The sequence below is a fragment of the Sphingobium sp. GW821-FHT02B05 genome (assembly GCF_059421905.1).
Map to the genome: position 1 here is coordinate 1587905 of NZ_JBWKVW010000001.1, position 15161 is coordinate 1603065.

Below are 15161 nucleotides of genomic sequence, written 5' to 3' on the forward strand. Positions count from 1 at the left end.
GGAAAGCATGGGTGACGATGGGAAAAGACGGTGAAATACGGGACTAACCGGATTTGTTATCTTTCACCCTTTCATGTTCTTTTTCTGTTCCATGGCTGGAGACCCGTCTTTTCCGGCCAAAGAGCATCGCACCCATGATCGCCCATATCGTCCCAGCGAGAAGCGCCCATCGCAGGGCGCCGATGACGTCCCCCGGCTCCCGAATCCAGCGCCGGTCGCCGGGGACGGCCTTACCGCCCAGCCAGTGGATGAGGCGAGCGGGCGTATCGGCCACCCAATAGCGCGGATCGATGGGGTGCGCGGGATCGGCGAGCCAGAGCCGGTCGTCGATCGGATCGGCGTCGCCCAGCAGCAGGGCCGCGCCATGCCCTACCTGCTTGCGCTGCACGATCCCGTCTCTCTCCGCAGTGGGACAGGCGCGCGCGCCCGACAGGGTGACGAGCGTGCCGTCGGGCGCGAAATGCCGGATTTCTTCGCTTGTAATGGCACATGGGCGGAACCCCCAATGATCGAGCAGCGGCCCCAGCAGCGTGACGGAGGGCGCGCGGCGGCGGTCGCCCAGAGGCAGGGCGGACGGCCAGCGGAGCAGCGGATCGGCCAGCACCAGTACGGTCCCGCCATCCCGCACCCATTGGTCGATCGCGACCAGTTGCGCCGGCGTCAGCGCGCGCGGTTGGGCCAGCAGCAAGCGGTCGGCGCCCGACGTCTTGAGTTGAAGCGGATCATCCATTGGCCTGACGGTGAAACGGGTCCGCAGGAGTGTGACGATCGGCGCATCGCGCGGCCCACCCCTGCCCGCCTCCTCCCAGAAAAGCGGCAGGCCGGTAACGACGGCAAGACTGGGACGATCCGGGACAGGTCGGACCTGTTGCGCAGGGCCGCGCCAGAGGAGAATGGCGGCAGCGGCGATCAGACCAACCCCAACAGCTATTGATACGAACCTTCCCCGGCGCAGGCCGGGGGCTGCTTCATATGGGCCAGCCGCATAACGCCTTGGCATGAGCAACGCGCCACCGAATATGGCGAGCAATGCCACCGCCAATAGCCCCACCGCTGCCAACTGATCCGGCGGGCGCGCTGCGGCCAGCGCGCAGAAGATCAGCGCCATCCCGACGCCCCCCAGCGCCACCCAGGCCTTCATCGCCCCAGTCCGGCGCGCAAGGAGCAGGCCCAGCGCGCCCAGTAGAAAAGCCGCAGGCAGTCCCCAGTCCCAGGGATCGGCCTGCCCCGTCAGAAAGGCGCGCTGCAACCCGGCAAAGAAAAGAGCGAACGGCGGCAGCCAGAGCCAGAGGAAACGCTTCAGGCCTGCCTTCATTTGCCCAGGATTATCTTTCGTCATCGCAAGCGTAGCGAAGCCATGACGATGAGAATGGAGGCCACGCCGACCCTTAGCGCTGTTGTTGCGCGGGATCGCGGTCCATGGGCTTGCGAATATTGGGATCGGGCTGAAGGTCGGGCACGATCGGCGCCTGCTCCGGCGCGGGTTGCACGCCCAGTTCCGCCAGAGGCTCCTTGGGTGAGACGGCATTTTGCGTCTGGCTGAGCGTGGGCACCACAGGCGGCGGCAGCGCGGCGTCGTCCATCCGCGCCTTTTCGATCACGATATTGGCGAGGCCGACCAGCAGCACGACACCCGCCAGGCCGGTAAGGCCGATCTGGACGCGCTGTAACCCTTCCTGACGGCGGGGTGCTTCAGCCATGCTTGCGCTCTTATTGCCTTCGCCGCGACCCGTGTCGGCGATCATGCAGTGTGCGCGAGCCAGGGGAAGACGGTCAAGCCCTTAGATTCCAGCCATTGCCGGTTATAGAGCGTCGACAGGTACCGAAAGCCTGTGTCGCACAGGATGGTCGCGATCCGCTTGCCCGGCCCCAATTGCTTCGCCAGCGCGACTGCGCCCGCGACGTTGATGCCCGACGACAGGCCAAGGCACAGCCCTTCCTCCGCCAGCAGGCGGCGCACCCAGAGCAGACCGTCCTCGTCCGAGATACGGAATTGCGTGTCGATCGGCGCGCCGTCCAGATTGGCGGTGATACGCCCCTGCCCGATGCCTTCGGCAACCGAGGAGCCTTCCGCCTTCAATTCGCCATGGGCATAATAGTTGAACAGCGCCGCGCCATGCGGGTCACTCAAGGCGATGGTGATCGCCTCATCCTTGGCCTTGAGGCCCAGGCCCACGCCCGCAATCGTGCCGCCAGTGCCCGCCGCGCAGGTAAAACCGTCGATCCGGCCTTCCATCTGGGTCCAGATTTCCTCGGCCGTGCCGACGATATGCGCCTTGCGATTGGCGATATTGTCGAACTGGTTGGCCCAGATCGCTCCTTCCGTTTCCTCCGCCAGTCGGCGCGAGGTGTGGACGAAATGGCCGGGGTTGGAATAGGGCGCCGCCGGCACCGTCACCAGCTCCGCGCCCAGCGCGCGCAGCGTGTCCATCTTTTCCCGGCTCTGCGTCTCGGGCATGACGATGATCGATTTGTAACCCTTTGCATTGGCGACCAGCGCGAGGCCGATGCCGGTATTGCCCGCGGTCCCTTCGACGATCGTGCCGCCAGGCTTGAGCAGTCCCTTTTCCTCGGCATCGTTGACGATGAACAGGGCGGCGCGATCCTTCACGGACGCGCCGGGATTGGCAAATTCGCATTTGGCGAAAATGTCGCAGCCCGTCTCCTGCGAGGGGCCGGCGAGGCGCACCATCGGCGTGTTGCCGATCAGCGCGAGACTATTGGATTGAAGCAGCATGGCACCCGCATAGCGGAGCGAGCGCGGCTTTGCCAAGCAAGGGAATGATGACCCGGCAAAAGCGCGCATTTTAACCTTTGCGCCGATCATCGTCCCATCGCGGAACAATAAGAAATGCGAGGAGGAAAGAATAAGGATTTTAGGCTAAGGGCTTGCGGGCGGGCGACGGCTGGTCGCCACTTGACGGGATGGGCATGGGCATGCTGGCACAGATGCGGGGATGGAGGGGGCATGGGGCGATCCTGGCGATCGCGCTGTTGCTGCTCGTCGCGCCGCGCCTGATCACCGCCGCGCCGCTGGATATGCTGCGCGGCGAGCAGGATATCGGCCATGCCGACCCGTCCGAGGAATCGGCGCAGAATTTCCCCGGCTCTGCCTTTTTCTACGCGCAGGGCGCGTTCGATCCGGTGCCGGGCGTCGCCACGGTACAGAGCGAGCATGTGCTGGGACTGGACGAGGCGACGCCCGCGCCGGCAATGCTGTTCCGGGGGTTGACCGGCCTGGACAGTTATCGCGCGCTCAACTGCCTGACGTCGGCCGTCTATTATGAAGCGGCGAACGAACCGGACGAAGGGCAGCGCGCGGTGGCGCAGGTGGTGCTCAATCGGGTGCGCAGTCCGCTCTGGCCCAATACGGTGTGCGGCGTCGTCTATCAGGGGTCGGAACGCGCCGACTTTCGATGCCAGTTCACCTTCAGCTGCGACGGGGCCATGGCACGCATGCCGGCGGCGGCGGCCTGGATCAGGGCGCGGCGCGTGGCGGAACAGGCGCTGGCCGGCAAGGGCTATACCCCTGTGGGCCTGGCCACCCATTATCATACGCTGGCAGTCCGGCCGGAATGGTCATCCAGCCTTCAGGCGGTGGCGGTGATCGGCGCGCACATCTTCTACCGCAATCCGGGGTTCAACGGCACGCCCGCCGCCTTTCGCATACCCTATCTGGGGCGGGAGACGATTTCCGGTCCGGCCCGCACCAGCTGGCCCGCCAGACCGGTAACCCCGGTGGAAACGCTTGCGCCCGCTTACGTGCCGCAGGGCAATGTCCCGATGCTTGCGCAACAGCCCGCCGCGCCGCGTGCCGGCTCGACGCCCGCCCCCGCACCACAGCGCGCCGACGACGGCCTGCCGGAGTCCACGATCCGTCCGGAATATCGCAACACGGGACGACCGCTCATCTGATTTCGTCCGCTGGCCGGCGATTTTTGTGGTTAAATATCCAGTCACCATCGAAGCAGCTGTAAAAAAAGCATTTAAAAAAGTGCATTTTTTGGTGCTTGCGGGAACCGATCCGTGTCGCGGAGGGTTTTATATTCCGGATAGCAAATCTTTTGCCCCCCGCTCTTGCTATCCACAAAATATGAGCCCGGAATGCTTCCCCCCCCGACGCATTCCGGGCTCAGAATTTTTCGGGGCAGCTTTCTTCCTGAAATCATTATTCTTTCCGGCTGCGGAACGTATCTTTCCAGCGCGGGTTCTTCCCTTCGTCACCGGGATGGCGCCGCCGTCCGGTCACAGAATTTACGAGGAGACTTTCGATGACGAAGAAAATCCTGGCTGCCGTGCTGCTCACGGGTTCGCTGATGGTCGCTGCGTGCAACACGGTCGAAGGCGCTGGCCGCGACGTGCAGAGCGCCGGCAAGGCCGTGGAAAAGAGCGCGAACTAAGCGCCGCGGATTTCGCGTTTCACTACCCCCTCCCTAGCATGGCCCGCCCGTCAAACGGCGGGCCTTTTTTTGGCGCTCGACCCGACAGCGGGCGCTCGATCCGACAACGGACTGTCATCCGTCCACGCGCCCAGACGCCCATGACCACAGCGCCCATTCACCGGGAAGACTCAGGCGGAGGCCTCTTCCGCTTCTTCCGCTGCTGCCATTTTCGCGGCCTTGCGGTCGGTGAACCAGATGGCGATGATCGTGATTTCGTAGAGCAGCAATAGCGGGACGGCCAGCATCAGCTGCGACACGACGTCGGGCGGGGTCAGCACCGCAGCCAGGATGAAGGCGGCAACGATCATATAGCGGCGCATGCCGATCAGCTGCGCGCGCGTGACGAAGCCCGCCCGGTTGAGCAGCATCAGCAGCACCGGCATCAGAAAGCTGATGCCAAAGGCCAGGATGAACTGCATCACCAGACCCAGATAGGCATCCGCGCTGGGCAGGGCCTCCACCGACAGGCCGCTACTATTGCCCTGAAATTCCAGAAAGAAATGGAAGGCCATGGGCATGACCACGAAATAGGCAAGGCTGGCGCCCATGGCGAACAGGAAGGGCGTGGCCAGGATGAACGGCAACAACGCCTTCTTCTCCTTGGCATAGAGACCCGGCGCGACGAAGGCCCATAGCTGGTTTGCGATGATCGGGAAGGACAGGCAGAAGGCCCCGAAGAAGGCGATCTTCACCTGCACGAAAAAGGCTTCGTACAGCTTGGTATAGACCAGCTTGCCGCCGCCGTCGCCAAATGCCTCCTTGAGCGGATGCACCAGGATCGCGAACAGCTGCTCTGAAAAATAGAAGCAGATCGCACCGGTCAGCACCAGCGCATAGACGCATTTGAGCAACCGGCCGCGCAACTCGATCAGATGGTCGAGCAGGGGCGCCTTGCTGTCATCGATATCGCCGATCATGCCGCCGCATCACCCTTATGAGGCTGAACGACCGGCGCTTCGGCCACATAGGGCGGCCCGTCGTTCGCCGATGTCGGGGCGGGCGATGGTGCCGGAGCGACCGGCGCCGATTCGGCAACGAAGGGCGGATGCTCTGCCGGCGCGGAGTCCGCGACATAAGGCGGCGCATCCTGCGCGGACGTATCGACCGGTGCAGGCAGCGCGTCGTCGGACGTTTCGGGCGGATGTTCTTCCATGATCCGCTTGTTCTGCGCAGCCCATTTCTTTTCCAGCTCTTCCAGTTCCACTTCGCGAACCATGGCGTCTATGCCGGTGCGGAAATGGCGGGCCATGCCCTGCGCCTTGCCCACGATCTGCCCCACCTTGTAGAGCGCGCGCGGCAAGTCCTTCGGCCCGATCACGATCACGGCAATGATCACGATCACCAGAAGTTCGGACGAATCGATACCAAACATGCGGGACTATCGGCCTTGCTGGAGGATCAGGCCTTGGTCTTTTCTTCGGTCGCGCTGGGCGTCGGCGCGTCCTGCTCAGGCACGCGATGACCATCGATGCGCACGGCGGGCTTGGCCGGCGTCACATCATCGTCATCGTCCGCCATGCCCTTCTTGAAGCTCTTTATGCCCTTGGCAACGTCGCCCATCAGGCCGGAAATGCGGCCGCCACCGAACAGCAGCATGACGACCAGGAGCACGATCACCCAGTGCATCAGCGAAAAGGAACCCATTTTTCAATACTCCTAGCAGAAGACCTATCTAGGCCTCTTCCTCGTCATTTTCCAGAACGGATTGTCCGCCCATACCCTCCAGCGCCAAATCGACGGGGTCGAGCAGGCCAGCGGCGCGCAAATCGTCCATTCCAGGAAGGTCGCGACGGCTGCTAAGCCCGAAATGTGACAGAAAATCTACGCTGGTCGCATAGATAAGCGGGCGGCCGGGCACTTCGCGACGGCCGGCGGGACGGACCCAGCCCGCCTCCATCAGCACGTCCAGCGTCCCCTTAGCCACTTGCACGCCCCGGATCGCTTCGATTTCCGCGCGGCTGACCGGCTCATGATAAGCGATGATGGCCAGCGTCTCCATGGCGGCACGCGACAATTTGCGCGGTTCGTCCTTCTCGCGCCGCAGGATATGGGCCAGGTCGCTTGCGGTCTGGAAATGCCAGCGCCCGCCCCGCTCGACGAGGTTGATGCCGCGCCCGGCATAATGATCCGACAGCATCTGCAACGCGGTGGCAAGATTGCCGCCATCCCCCACATGCAGTTTGAGTTCGGCTGGACTAAGTGGTGCTTCGGCCACGAACAGGGCGGCTTCCACCGCACGCAGGAAATCGTCGGGCGGGCCGCTCATGCCGGGCTGCCCTGATTCGATACTGGCGCGCGGAGGTAGATTGGCGCGAAGATGCCGTCCTGCTGCATCTCCAGCCGCCCCTGCCGCGCCAGTTCCAGTGCGGCGACGAAACTGCTGGCCAGGGCGGACTTCGCCTTGGGCGCATCCAGGTCAGGCGGCAGGAAAGATTCAAGCCGGGTCCAGTCCAATGCCGTGCCGACCAGCGATCCGACCCGCTGGATCGCCTCATCCAGCGTCATCACCGGGCGGACCGCAATGGTGTGGACCACAGGCTGGGTCCGGGCGCGAATCTGGCCATAGGCCTGGATCAGGTCGTAGAGGCTGGCGCGCCATCGCGCTTTCCTGATGAGCCGCAGCCCTTCGGGCTTGCGCCGGGTGAAGACGTCGCGCCCCACCCGGTCGCGCGCCATCAGCCGGGCGGCGGCATCGCGCATCGCATGGAGCCGCTGGAGCCGCAATTGCAGCCGCAACGCCATGTCTTCGGGACTGGGATCTTCCTGTTCCTGCCGGGGCAGCAGCAGCGCGGATTTGAGATAGGCCAGCCAGGCCGCCATCACCAGATAATCGGCCGCCAGTTCCAGCCGCAACTGCCGCGCGCCGTCGATAAAGCCCAGATATTGCTCGGTCAGCGCCAATATGGAGATTTCGCGCAGATCGACCTTCTGCGTGCGCGCAAGGCTGAGCAGCAGGTCGAGCGGCCCTTCCCACGCATCGAAGCTGACGGTGAGCGTCTCGGGACTGGGAACAGCCGGCTGGCTGAACAGATCCTGCGTCAAGCGAGCGCCAGGTCCAGCAGCGAATCGCGCGTCGCCAGCAGTTCTTCCAGTTCCGACCGGTCCGCGCCGCGCGTGACCGACGCCATCGCCCGGTCCAGCCGCGCGCGCGCCTGATCCGTGATGTCGGGCAGCAGGCCGGCAATGCCGACCATATCGTCCATCCGCGCCCAGCAATTGAGCGCCAGGTCGCAACCCGCCGCGACCACACCGGCCGCCAGTTCGGGGATGCTGCCCTGCAACGCCTTCATATCGAGATCGTCGGACATGAGCAGCCCGTCGAAACCGATGCGCTGGCGGATGATTTCGCCGATGATCCTGGGCGACAGGCTGGCGGGCCGCTCCGCATCCCATTCGGTATAGACGACGTGCGCGGTCATCCCCATCGGCGCGCGATTGAGCGTGCGGAACGGCGCCAGGTCGGTTTCCAGCGCATTGAGGTTCGCGTTGACGATCGGCAGCGCCAGATGGCTGTCCACCATCGCCCGGCCATGGCCCGGCATATGTTTGACGATGCCGACCACGCCGCCTTCGGCCAGCCCTTCCAACGTGGCGCGGCCCAGCGCGGCGACGCGCATCGGATCGGCGCCCAAAGTGCGGTCGCCCATGATGTCGCTCGCGCCTTCCTGCCGCACATCCAGCAGGGGCAGCGCATCGACGGTGATGCCGACCTCTGCCAGGGTCAGCGCGATGGCGTGGGCATTGGCACGCGCCGCGGCGATCGCGCTGGACGGGGCGATGTCATAGAGCCGGTCGAAGGCCGCGCCGGGCGGGAAGCTGGGCCAGACCGGCGCCTGCATCCGCGCGACCCGGCCGCCTTCCTGATCGATCATGACGAGCAGGTCGTCGCGACCGTGCAGCGCACGCAGATCGTCGGTCAGCGCCCGGACCTGCGCCCTGTCGGCAATATTGCGTTTGAACAGGATATAGCCTGCCGGCTGCGCGTCTGCGAAAAAGGCGCGCTCGTCGGCAGTCAGGGTTTCGCCGGAAAGGCCGAAGATAACGGGTTTCATGGGGAGGATCGTAGCGCGTCGAACCGCGATTGTCGAAGGGGAAGAGCAGCGCCCTTCCCTCTTCTATCAATTCACGACCATGCAGCTTTCGCCGGCGACTTTCAGTTTGCCGCAGATGGTGCTCGCCTGTCCGCCGGCGCTGGCGCGCAGGCGGTAAACGGTGCCGCCGCCGACCTGGGCCGGTTCGACCGACATGGAGAGCGGCGCGAGATAGGCAAAGCGCTTGGATAATTTGGTCCAGGCATCCTTGGCGCCCGATGCGCTGCCATAGGCGCCCAGCTGGATCATCGCGCCGCCAGCGGCTGGCCTGACCGTTGCGGTCGGACGCGCGCTGGTTTCGTCGGTGACGCGGGCGGTTACGCTGGCGGCGGGCTTGTTCGGGGTCGCGGGCGCGGGGGCGGCCGGCGCGGGCGCGGTCTTGGCGATCGGCGCTTCGGGCACACGGCTGGGGTCGATGCGACCGTCGCGCACGACACCTTCGCTCGCGGCGAAGCTGGCATCGCCTTCGCCATCGAACTTCTTGGCATCGGCCTCGTTGGCGGCGATCTTGTAATCATCGGTCGGCGCCGCGATCAATTGCCCCTCGCCCGCGCCACCGGCGCCGTTGCGATTCTGCATCCACCACACGCCAGCGACGACCGCGCCGATCAGCGCGAGGCCGAGCAGGATCAGGCCGAGCAGCCGCAAGGGAGATATGCGGTCGTCCGCATCATCGTCGATGGCCGGCTCCAGCCAGGGCAGACGATCTTCATCGTCCAGGTCCAGTCGTCCGCGCGCATAATCGCTCATGATAGTCAGCGCCTCACTGCATTTCCGTCAGGGCCGCAACGCCCATCAGCGCCAGCCCGTTACGGATAATCTGCCCTATTCCTTGCGCGAGGAAAAGGCGCGTCGCAGTGAGCGCCGGATCCTCGGCCAGGATGACGCGCGCGCGCGGATCGTCATTGCCCATATTCCACCAGCCATGGAAGGCGGAGGCCAAGTCATTGAGATAGAAGGCAACACGATGCGGTTCGCGGGCCTGCGCGGCCCCTTCTACGACACGCGGGAATTGCGCGGCGAGCTTGACCATGGCCAGTTCCGCCGTCCCAAGAAGGGACAGGTCGGGCGCAGGCAGGACGATCCCGGCCTCCTGCGCGCGGCGGCCGAGCGAGGAAATGCGCGCATGGGCGTACTGGACGTAGAAGACCGGATTGTCCTTAGACGCCTCCACCACCTTGGCGAAGTCGAAGTCCATCTGGGCGTCGGCCTTGCGCGTCAACATGGTGAAGCGGACGACATCCTTGCCCACTTCCTTGACCACATCGGCCAGTGTCACGAAATTGCCCGCGCGCTTGGACATCTTCACCGGCTCGCCATCGCGCAGCAGGCGGACCATCTGGATGAGCTTGACGTCGAACCGCGCCTTGCCCTGCGTCAACGCGGCGACCGCCGCCTGGATGCGCTTGACCGTACCGGCATGGTCGGCGCCCCAGATGTCGATCAGCTGGTCGGCGCTCTGGGCCTTCTGGTAATGATAGGCCATGTCGGCGCCGAAATAGGTCCATGACCCGTTCGACTTCTTGATCGGCCGATCCTGATCGTCGCCAAATCGGGTCGAGCGGAACAGCGGCAACTCCACCGGCTCCCAGTCGTCGGGCAGTTCGCCCTTGGGTGCTTCCAGCACGCCGTCATAGACCAGGTCGTGCGCACGCAGCCAGGCTTCGGCCGCCTCCGGCTTGCCGGCCGCCTGCAATTCGGCCTCCGAAGAGAAGAGGTCGTGATGGATGCCGAGCAGCGCGAGATCGTCGCGGATCATGTCCATCATCTTTGCGACCGCAAAGGTGCGGAAGGTAACGAGCCAGTCGGCTTCGGGCGCGCCGACGAAGCGGTCGCCATATTCGGTCGCAAGCGCCTGCCCCACCGGCACCAGATAGTCGCCGGGATAGAGACCTTCGGGGATCGCGCCTACATCCTCGCCCAGCGCTTCGCGGTAACGCACATGGGCCGAGCGAGCGAGGACATCGACCTGACCGCCCGCATCGTTGATATAATATTCGCGCGTGACCCTATGCCCGGCATATTCCAGCAGCGTGGCGAGCGCGTCGCCCACCACGGCACCACGGCAATGGCCCATATGCATCGGACCGGTCGGGTTGGCCGATACATATTCGACATTGACGGTCACGCCCTGCCCGAAATCGGACCGGCCATACTCATCGGCGTCCGCATGGATCGCGGCCAGTTCCGCGCGCCAGGTCGGATCGGTCAGGGTCAGGTTGATGAAGCCCGGACCAGCGATGGTCGCGCCTTCGACTTCGTCCAGCGCCTGCAACTTGGCCACGATCGCATCGGCCAGCGCGCGCGGATTGGTGCCCGCAGGCTTGGCCAGCACCATGGCGGCGTTGGTGGCGAGGTCGCCATGGGTGGCGTCACGCGGCGGCTCGACTGTGACCGGCTTGCGGTTGAGGCCGGCAGGCAGCGTGCCTTCGGCCTCCAGCGCGTCGAGCACGGCATCGAGATGGGCGGTGAAACGGGTGTAAAGGGACACGGGCTTTTCCTTCAACGCCGTTCGCCCTGAGCGAAGTCGAAGGGCTCGCCTGAACGAAGTGAAGGCACTTCGCTCCGCTCAGTGGCAGGCTTCGACTTCGCTCAGCCCGAACGGGGGGTAGTTCAATGGGCTTTAACGGGTCGCATTATATCGGAGCTGATCCTGGGTCAGGTTGAAACCCACGAGCAGCTCGAAGCTGGTCTTCTGGAGCGCCGCCTTGACATCGGGCTGAGCGAAGGGGTCGATGGCGGCGTCGGCATCGCCGGCCTTGCGCTTCGCCGTGATCTTCTGCTGGATGTCGGCGGGCAGCGTGGCGGCAGCCTTGTCGACATAGCTGCCGGCCTTCGCCTGCGCGCTGGCACGATAATCGCCAGCGGCGAAGTTCAACGTCACCTGACCCACGCGCTTGGCGATCACGGCATTGCCGCCGCGCACCACGGCGGAGAAATAGGGCAAGGTCACCTGCCGAGCGGCGCTGGCGTCGTTGCGCCGGGCGTTCACCGTGAAGGTCGCTTCGGTATAGAATTGTGCGCCATCCGCGCAGGTGGAACGCAGGTTGGTGATCTCCGCCACCACGTCGATGCCCGCAGCGTCGGTACGACCGGGCGCGGTGAAGAGCGTGATATCGCCGGTCTGCGCGGGGATCGCCGCCACCGGGCAGGCCGAACGCACCGCGACGATACCGCCGGTCGCATCAATCTCACCACGCCGCGAGCAGCCCGCCAGAGCCAGGGCCAACATTCCGGTCAGGGCGATATGAGACAATTTCACAGGCAGATATTCCTTCAAACGGCCCACATGACCAGAAGCTTTGCGCTTCCTTATCCATCCGCCGCCTGCCACGCAACTGCCCATCCCCTCCAACCAAAAGGAAGCGGCTTTCCTCTGCCCCCATTCTTCTCTAAGCGGCAAGACATGACGCACGCGCCCACCGCCCGCCCGCCGATGAAGCTCCTGATCGCCGCACCGCGCGGCTTTTGCGCCGGGGTCGATCGCGCCATCATCATCGTCGAAAAGGCAATCGAGGCCTATGGCGCCCCGGTCTATGTCCGCCACGAAATCGTCCATAACAAATTCGTCGTCGACGGGCTGAAGGCCAAGGGCGCGATCTTCGTGGAAAGCCTGGATCAGGTGCCCGACGGTGTGCCGGTGGTCTTTTCCGCCCATGGCGTGCCCAAGGCGGTACCGGCCAAGGCGGAACAGCGGGGCCTGTCCTATCTGGACGCCACCTGCCCGCTGGTCAGCAAGGTCCATCGCCAGGCCGAACGGCAGGTCGCGGCTGGCCGCCATATCCTGTTCGTCGGGCATAAGGGGCATCCCGAAGTCATCGGCACCTTCGGCCAGGTGCCAGACGGTACGATGAGCCTGATAGAAACGGTCGAGGATGCCGAAGCCTTTACGCCGGCCGATCCCGATAATCTCGCATTCCTCACGCAAACGACCCTGTCGGTGGACGATACCGCCGCAATCGTCTCCGCGTTGGAGCGCCGCTTCCCGTCAATATCCGCGCCCAAGGGCGAGGACATATGTTATGCCACATCGAACCGGCAGACGGCGGTGAAGGCGATCGCGCCCAGATGCGACGCCCTCTACGTGATCGGCGCGCCCAACAGTTCCAATTCGCTGCGGCTGGTGGAGGTCGCCGAACGGGAGGGGACCCCCGCCCGGTTGATCCAGCGCGCGGATGAGATCGACTTCGACTGGCTGGAAGGCGTCGAGACGCTGGGCCTGACCGCCGGTGCCTCCGCCCCTGAAATATTGGTGCGCGAAGTGGCCGACCGGCTGGCCGAACGATTCGCTGTCGAGGAAGAACAGGTGGAAACGGCACGCGAGACGATCGCCTTCAAGCTCCCGCGCGGACTGGAGACTGCCTGAACCATGGCCGTCTATACCCATGTTCCCGCCGAAGAGATCGACGCCTTCCTCACCCGCTATGACGCCGGGCGCCTCGTATCGGCCAAGGGCATCGCCGAAGGGGTCGAGAACAGCAATTATCTGTTGGAAACCACCGGCGCCGATGGACGCGGTCACCGTTACATCCTGACGCTCTATGAAAAGCGGGTGGATGAGGAGGACCTGCCTTTCTTCATGGACCTGCTCGACCATCTGGGCGCGCGCGGATGCCTCGTCCCCCGCTTCATCGCCGATCGGGAGGGCAAGCGGCTCCAGCAATTGTCGGGTCGTCCCGCCTGCCTGATCGAGTTCCTGACAGGCATTTCCGTCACCGAGCCGACCGGCGGGCAGGCACGCGCGGCCGGCGTTGCGCTGGGTGAATTGCACAAGGCGGCGCAGGGTTTTGCCGGCGAGCGGCGCAATGCACTCGACAAGACCGGCTGGCACGCGCTGGCGGCCAAATGCGGCGCGGATTTCGACCAGATCGAACCGGGCCTTGGCGCGCGGGTGGCGACCGAACTGGCGTTTCTGGATGCCCACTGGCCGGCCGACTTGCCCCGCAGCGTCATCCATGCCGACCTCTTTCCCGACAATGTCCTGATGCTGGGCGAAGACGTCACCGGCCTCATCGACTTTTATTTCAGCTGCACCGACGTCCGCGCCTATGATCTGGCGGTGACGCATAGCGCCTGGTGCTTCAGCAATGACGGCGCGACCTGGCATGGCGAACGCGCAGCCGCGATGGGCGAAGGCTATATGCAGGCCCATGGGCTGAGCGATGCCGAACGCGCCGCCTTCCCCATCCTGTGCCGGGGCGCGGCTTTGCGGTTCCTGCTCACGCGCGCCTATGACTGGATCAATACGCCCGCCGACGCACTGGTGACGCGCAAGGATCCACTGGCCTATCTGCGCCGGCTGGAATTCTATGCGAAGGCCGATCCGGCGGAATTGCTGGGCGCATGACCGACCTGCCCAAAGTGGAGATTTTCACCGACGGCGCGTGCAAGGGCAATCCCGGCCCCGGCGGCTGGGGCGCCGTGCTGCGCTTTGGCGATACGGAGAAGGACATTTCCGGCGGCGAAGCGCAGACGACCAACAACCGCATGGAAATGATGGCGGCGGTCGAAGCACTGAATATGCTGAAAAAGCCGTGCCAGGTGACGCTCTATACCGATAGTAAATATGTGATGGACGGCATCACCAAATGGGTCTTCGGCTGGCAGAAAAGGGGTTGGCGGACTGCGGATAACAAGCCGGTGAAGAATGTCGAAATCTGGCAATTGCTGCTGAAGGCTGCGGCCCCCCATAAGGTGACGTGGCAATGGGTGAAGGGCCATGCCGGCCATCCGGAAAACGAGCGCGCCGACGCGCTTGCCTGCGCGGCAGCGGAGAGTTTCCGGAAATAAGGCGCGCCGTCAGCGCCGCAGGATCGCCTCGATCAGCGTCACGTCTTCGGGCTTGTCGGCGTCGATACAGGCTTCCGGGCTGTCCATCGCAACCAGCCGCGCCGCAAGACCGAACTTGCGACCGATCCGCGCCATCCCGCCACGCAAAGTCAGGATGCGCAGCAACGCGCCCAGCAATGCGAACGGGCCGAAGGCTGCCAGGATTTTCCAGCCCTTTTTGCGGTCCTGCTCCACCTCCTGCCACAGGGAGATGATCGCGCTCGCCTTGTCGCTGCCGAACCAGAAGATGTTCGCGCCCGACCACCAGCCGTCGCGGAATTTGAGCCAGGTGCGGCGCGACTGCGGATAGCGGGCCAGCAAGGTCGCCCGCTCCACCATGGCGACCGCGACGTCCGCACCGCGCGCTTCCGCCACGAACTGGTCCAGCATGGCGCGGTCGAGCAGCACATGATCGGCGGTGGTCATCAAAATCGGGAACGGCACGTCGTCCCCCTCCAGCAGCGCCAGCAGCGAAGAGGCGATGCCCTGCCCGCCCTTTTCGAAGCGTATGCGCGGATGGTCGGCCAGCCAGGCGGTGGCGGGATCGGCGGCGAACAGGTCCGCGCGCTGGGTCAGGATCACCACTTGGCCTATCGCGGGATGATCCAGCAGCGCGCGCGCCGGGCGATTGATCATCGGCTCTCCACCCACCGGAACCAGCGGCTTGACCGCCACGCCGGCGGCCTGCGCCAAGGGATCGGGAATGGGGCGTGCGCCCGCGAGCAGGATGGCGGTGACTGCGGCGGGAAGAGGAGAGGTCATCGCCGCGCCCTAGAGCATTCTGAAGTCGGCTGGAACA

The 15161-nt window shown here is 64.8% G+C and carries 18 protein-coding genes; 5 read left to right on the plus strand and 13 right to left on the minus strand.

What is annotated here, in order from left to right:
* Positions 1 to 43 precede the first annotated feature (43 nt).
* From AC07UX_RS07995 to AC07UX_RS08005, 3 genes are all read right to left on the minus strand, one after another.
* Positions 44 to 1315, minus strand: a complete 1272-nt coding sequence (locus AC07UX_RS07995) for a Gldg family protein (protein ID WP_495191382.1) — start codon at positions 1313 to 1315, stop codon at positions 44 to 46.
* A gap of 73 nt (positions 1316 to 1388) precedes the next feature.
* Positions 1389 to 1700 (minus strand): hypothetical protein, encoded by a 312-nt coding sequence (locus tag AC07UX_RS08000; RefSeq protein ID WP_120252135.1) that lies wholly within the window; start codon positions 1698 to 1700, stop codon positions 1389 to 1391.
* A 41-nt stretch (positions 1701 to 1741) separates the two neighbouring features.
* Positions 1742 to 2737: a cysteine synthase A gene (locus tag AC07UX_RS08005; RefSeq protein WP_495191383.1), complete on the minus strand. Its 996-nt coding sequence runs from the start codon at positions 2735 to 2737 to the stop codon at positions 1742 to 1744.
* 188 nt (positions 2738 to 2925) lie between these two features.
* Between AC07UX_RS08005 and AC07UX_RS08010 the strand changes: the two genes are divergently transcribed.
* Positions 2926 to 3915 (plus strand): cell wall hydrolase, encoded by a 990-nt coding sequence (locus tag AC07UX_RS08010; RefSeq protein WP_495191831.1) that lies wholly within the window; start codon positions 2926 to 2928, stop codon positions 3913 to 3915.
* 356 nt (positions 3916 to 4271) lie between these two features.
* On the plus strand, positions 4272 to 4400 hold the full coding sequence (locus AC07UX_RS08015) for an entericidin A/B family lipoprotein (protein WP_056683165.1): 129 nt from the start codon (positions 4272 to 4274) through the stop codon (positions 4398 to 4400).
* Positions 4401 to 4570: 170 nt separating this feature from the next.
* Here the strand turns inward: AC07UX_RS08015 and tatC are convergent, their stop codons facing one another.
* From tatC to AC07UX_RS08060, 9 genes are all read right to left on the minus strand, one after another.
* Positions 4571 to 5359 (minus strand): twin-arginine translocase subunit TatC, encoded by a 789-nt coding sequence (gene tatC, locus AC07UX_RS08020; protein WP_495191384.1) that lies wholly within the window; start codon positions 5357 to 5359, stop codon positions 4571 to 4573.
* A complete protein-coding gene (gene tatB / locus AC07UX_RS08025) occupies positions 5356 to 5814 on the minus strand; it encodes a Sec-independent protein translocase protein TatB (RefSeq protein WP_495191385.1) in 459 nt (152 codons plus the stop codon). The genes tatC and tatB overlap by 4 nt, the downstream gene beginning before the upstream one ends.
* Before the next feature lie 26 nt (positions 5815 to 5840).
* Positions 5841 to 6086 (minus strand): twin-arginine translocase TatA/TatE family subunit, encoded by a 246-nt coding sequence (locus tag AC07UX_RS08030; protein ID WP_056683173.1) that lies wholly within the window; start codon positions 6084 to 6086, stop codon positions 5841 to 5843.
* A gap of 28 nt (positions 6087 to 6114) precedes the next feature.
* Positions 6115 to 6708, minus strand: coding sequence for an SMC-Scp complex subunit ScpB (scpB, locus tag AC07UX_RS08035; RefSeq protein WP_495191386.1), 594 nt, complete (start codon positions 6706 to 6708; stop codon positions 6115 to 6117).
* Positions 6705 to 7484: a segregation and condensation protein A gene (locus AC07UX_RS08040; protein WP_495191387.1), complete on the minus strand. Its 780-nt coding sequence runs from the start codon at positions 7482 to 7484 to the stop codon at positions 6705 to 6707. Before AC07UX_RS08040 ends, scpB begins: the two co-directional genes overlap by 4 nt.
* The gene (gene nagZ, locus AC07UX_RS08045) at positions 7481 to 8494 is read right to left on the minus strand and encodes a beta-N-acetylhexosaminidase (protein ID WP_495191388.1); all 1014 of its coding nucleotides are present in this window, start codon (positions 8492 to 8494) and stop codon (positions 7481 to 7483) included. The genes AC07UX_RS08040 and nagZ overlap by 4 nt, the downstream gene beginning before the upstream one ends.
* Before the next feature lie 66 nt (positions 8495 to 8560).
* Positions 8561 to 9283, minus strand: a complete 723-nt coding sequence (locus tag AC07UX_RS08050) for an SPOR domain-containing protein (protein ID WP_495191389.1) — start codon at positions 9281 to 9283, stop codon at positions 8561 to 8563.
* 13 nt (positions 9284 to 9296) lie between these two features.
* Entirely contained in the window at positions 9297 to 11024 is a 1728-nt protein-coding gene (gene argS / locus AC07UX_RS08055) for an arginine--tRNA ligase (RefSeq protein WP_495191390.1), read from the minus strand.
* 132 nt (positions 11025 to 11156) lie between these two features.
* Positions 11157 to 11765 carry a hypothetical protein gene (locus AC07UX_RS08060; protein WP_495191832.1) on the minus strand — a complete coding sequence of 203 codons (609 nt, stop codon included), beginning with the start codon at positions 11763 to 11765 and terminating at the stop codon, positions 11157 to 11159.
* 174 nt (positions 11766 to 11939) lie between these two features.
* Between AC07UX_RS08060 and ispH the strand changes: the two genes are divergently transcribed.
* From ispH to rnhA, 3 genes are read left to right on the plus strand one after another with little or no spacing between them, the layout of a single operon-like run.
* Positions 11940 to 12899 (plus strand): 4-hydroxy-3-methylbut-2-enyl diphosphate reductase, encoded by a 960-nt coding sequence (gene ispH / locus AC07UX_RS08065; RefSeq protein WP_495191391.1) that lies wholly within the window; start codon positions 11940 to 11942, stop codon positions 12897 to 12899.
* 3 nt (positions 12900 to 12902) lie between these two features.
* Positions 12903 to 13880, plus strand: a complete 978-nt coding sequence (gene thrB / locus AC07UX_RS08070; RefSeq protein WP_495191392.1) for a homoserine kinase — start codon at positions 12903 to 12905, stop codon at positions 13878 to 13880.
* Positions 13877 to 14323 (plus strand): ribonuclease HI, encoded by a 447-nt coding sequence (gene rnhA / locus AC07UX_RS08075; RefSeq protein WP_495191393.1) that lies wholly within the window; start codon positions 13877 to 13879, stop codon positions 14321 to 14323. The genes thrB and rnhA overlap by 4 nt, the downstream gene beginning before the upstream one ends.
* 9 nt (positions 14324 to 14332) lie before the next feature.
* Here rnhA and AC07UX_RS08080 read toward each other — a convergent pair whose 3' ends face one another.
* Entirely contained in the window at positions 14333 to 15124 is a 792-nt protein-coding gene (locus AC07UX_RS08080; protein ID WP_495191394.1) for a nucleotidyltransferase family protein, read from the minus strand.
* Positions 15125 to 15161: the final 37 nt, after the last annotated feature.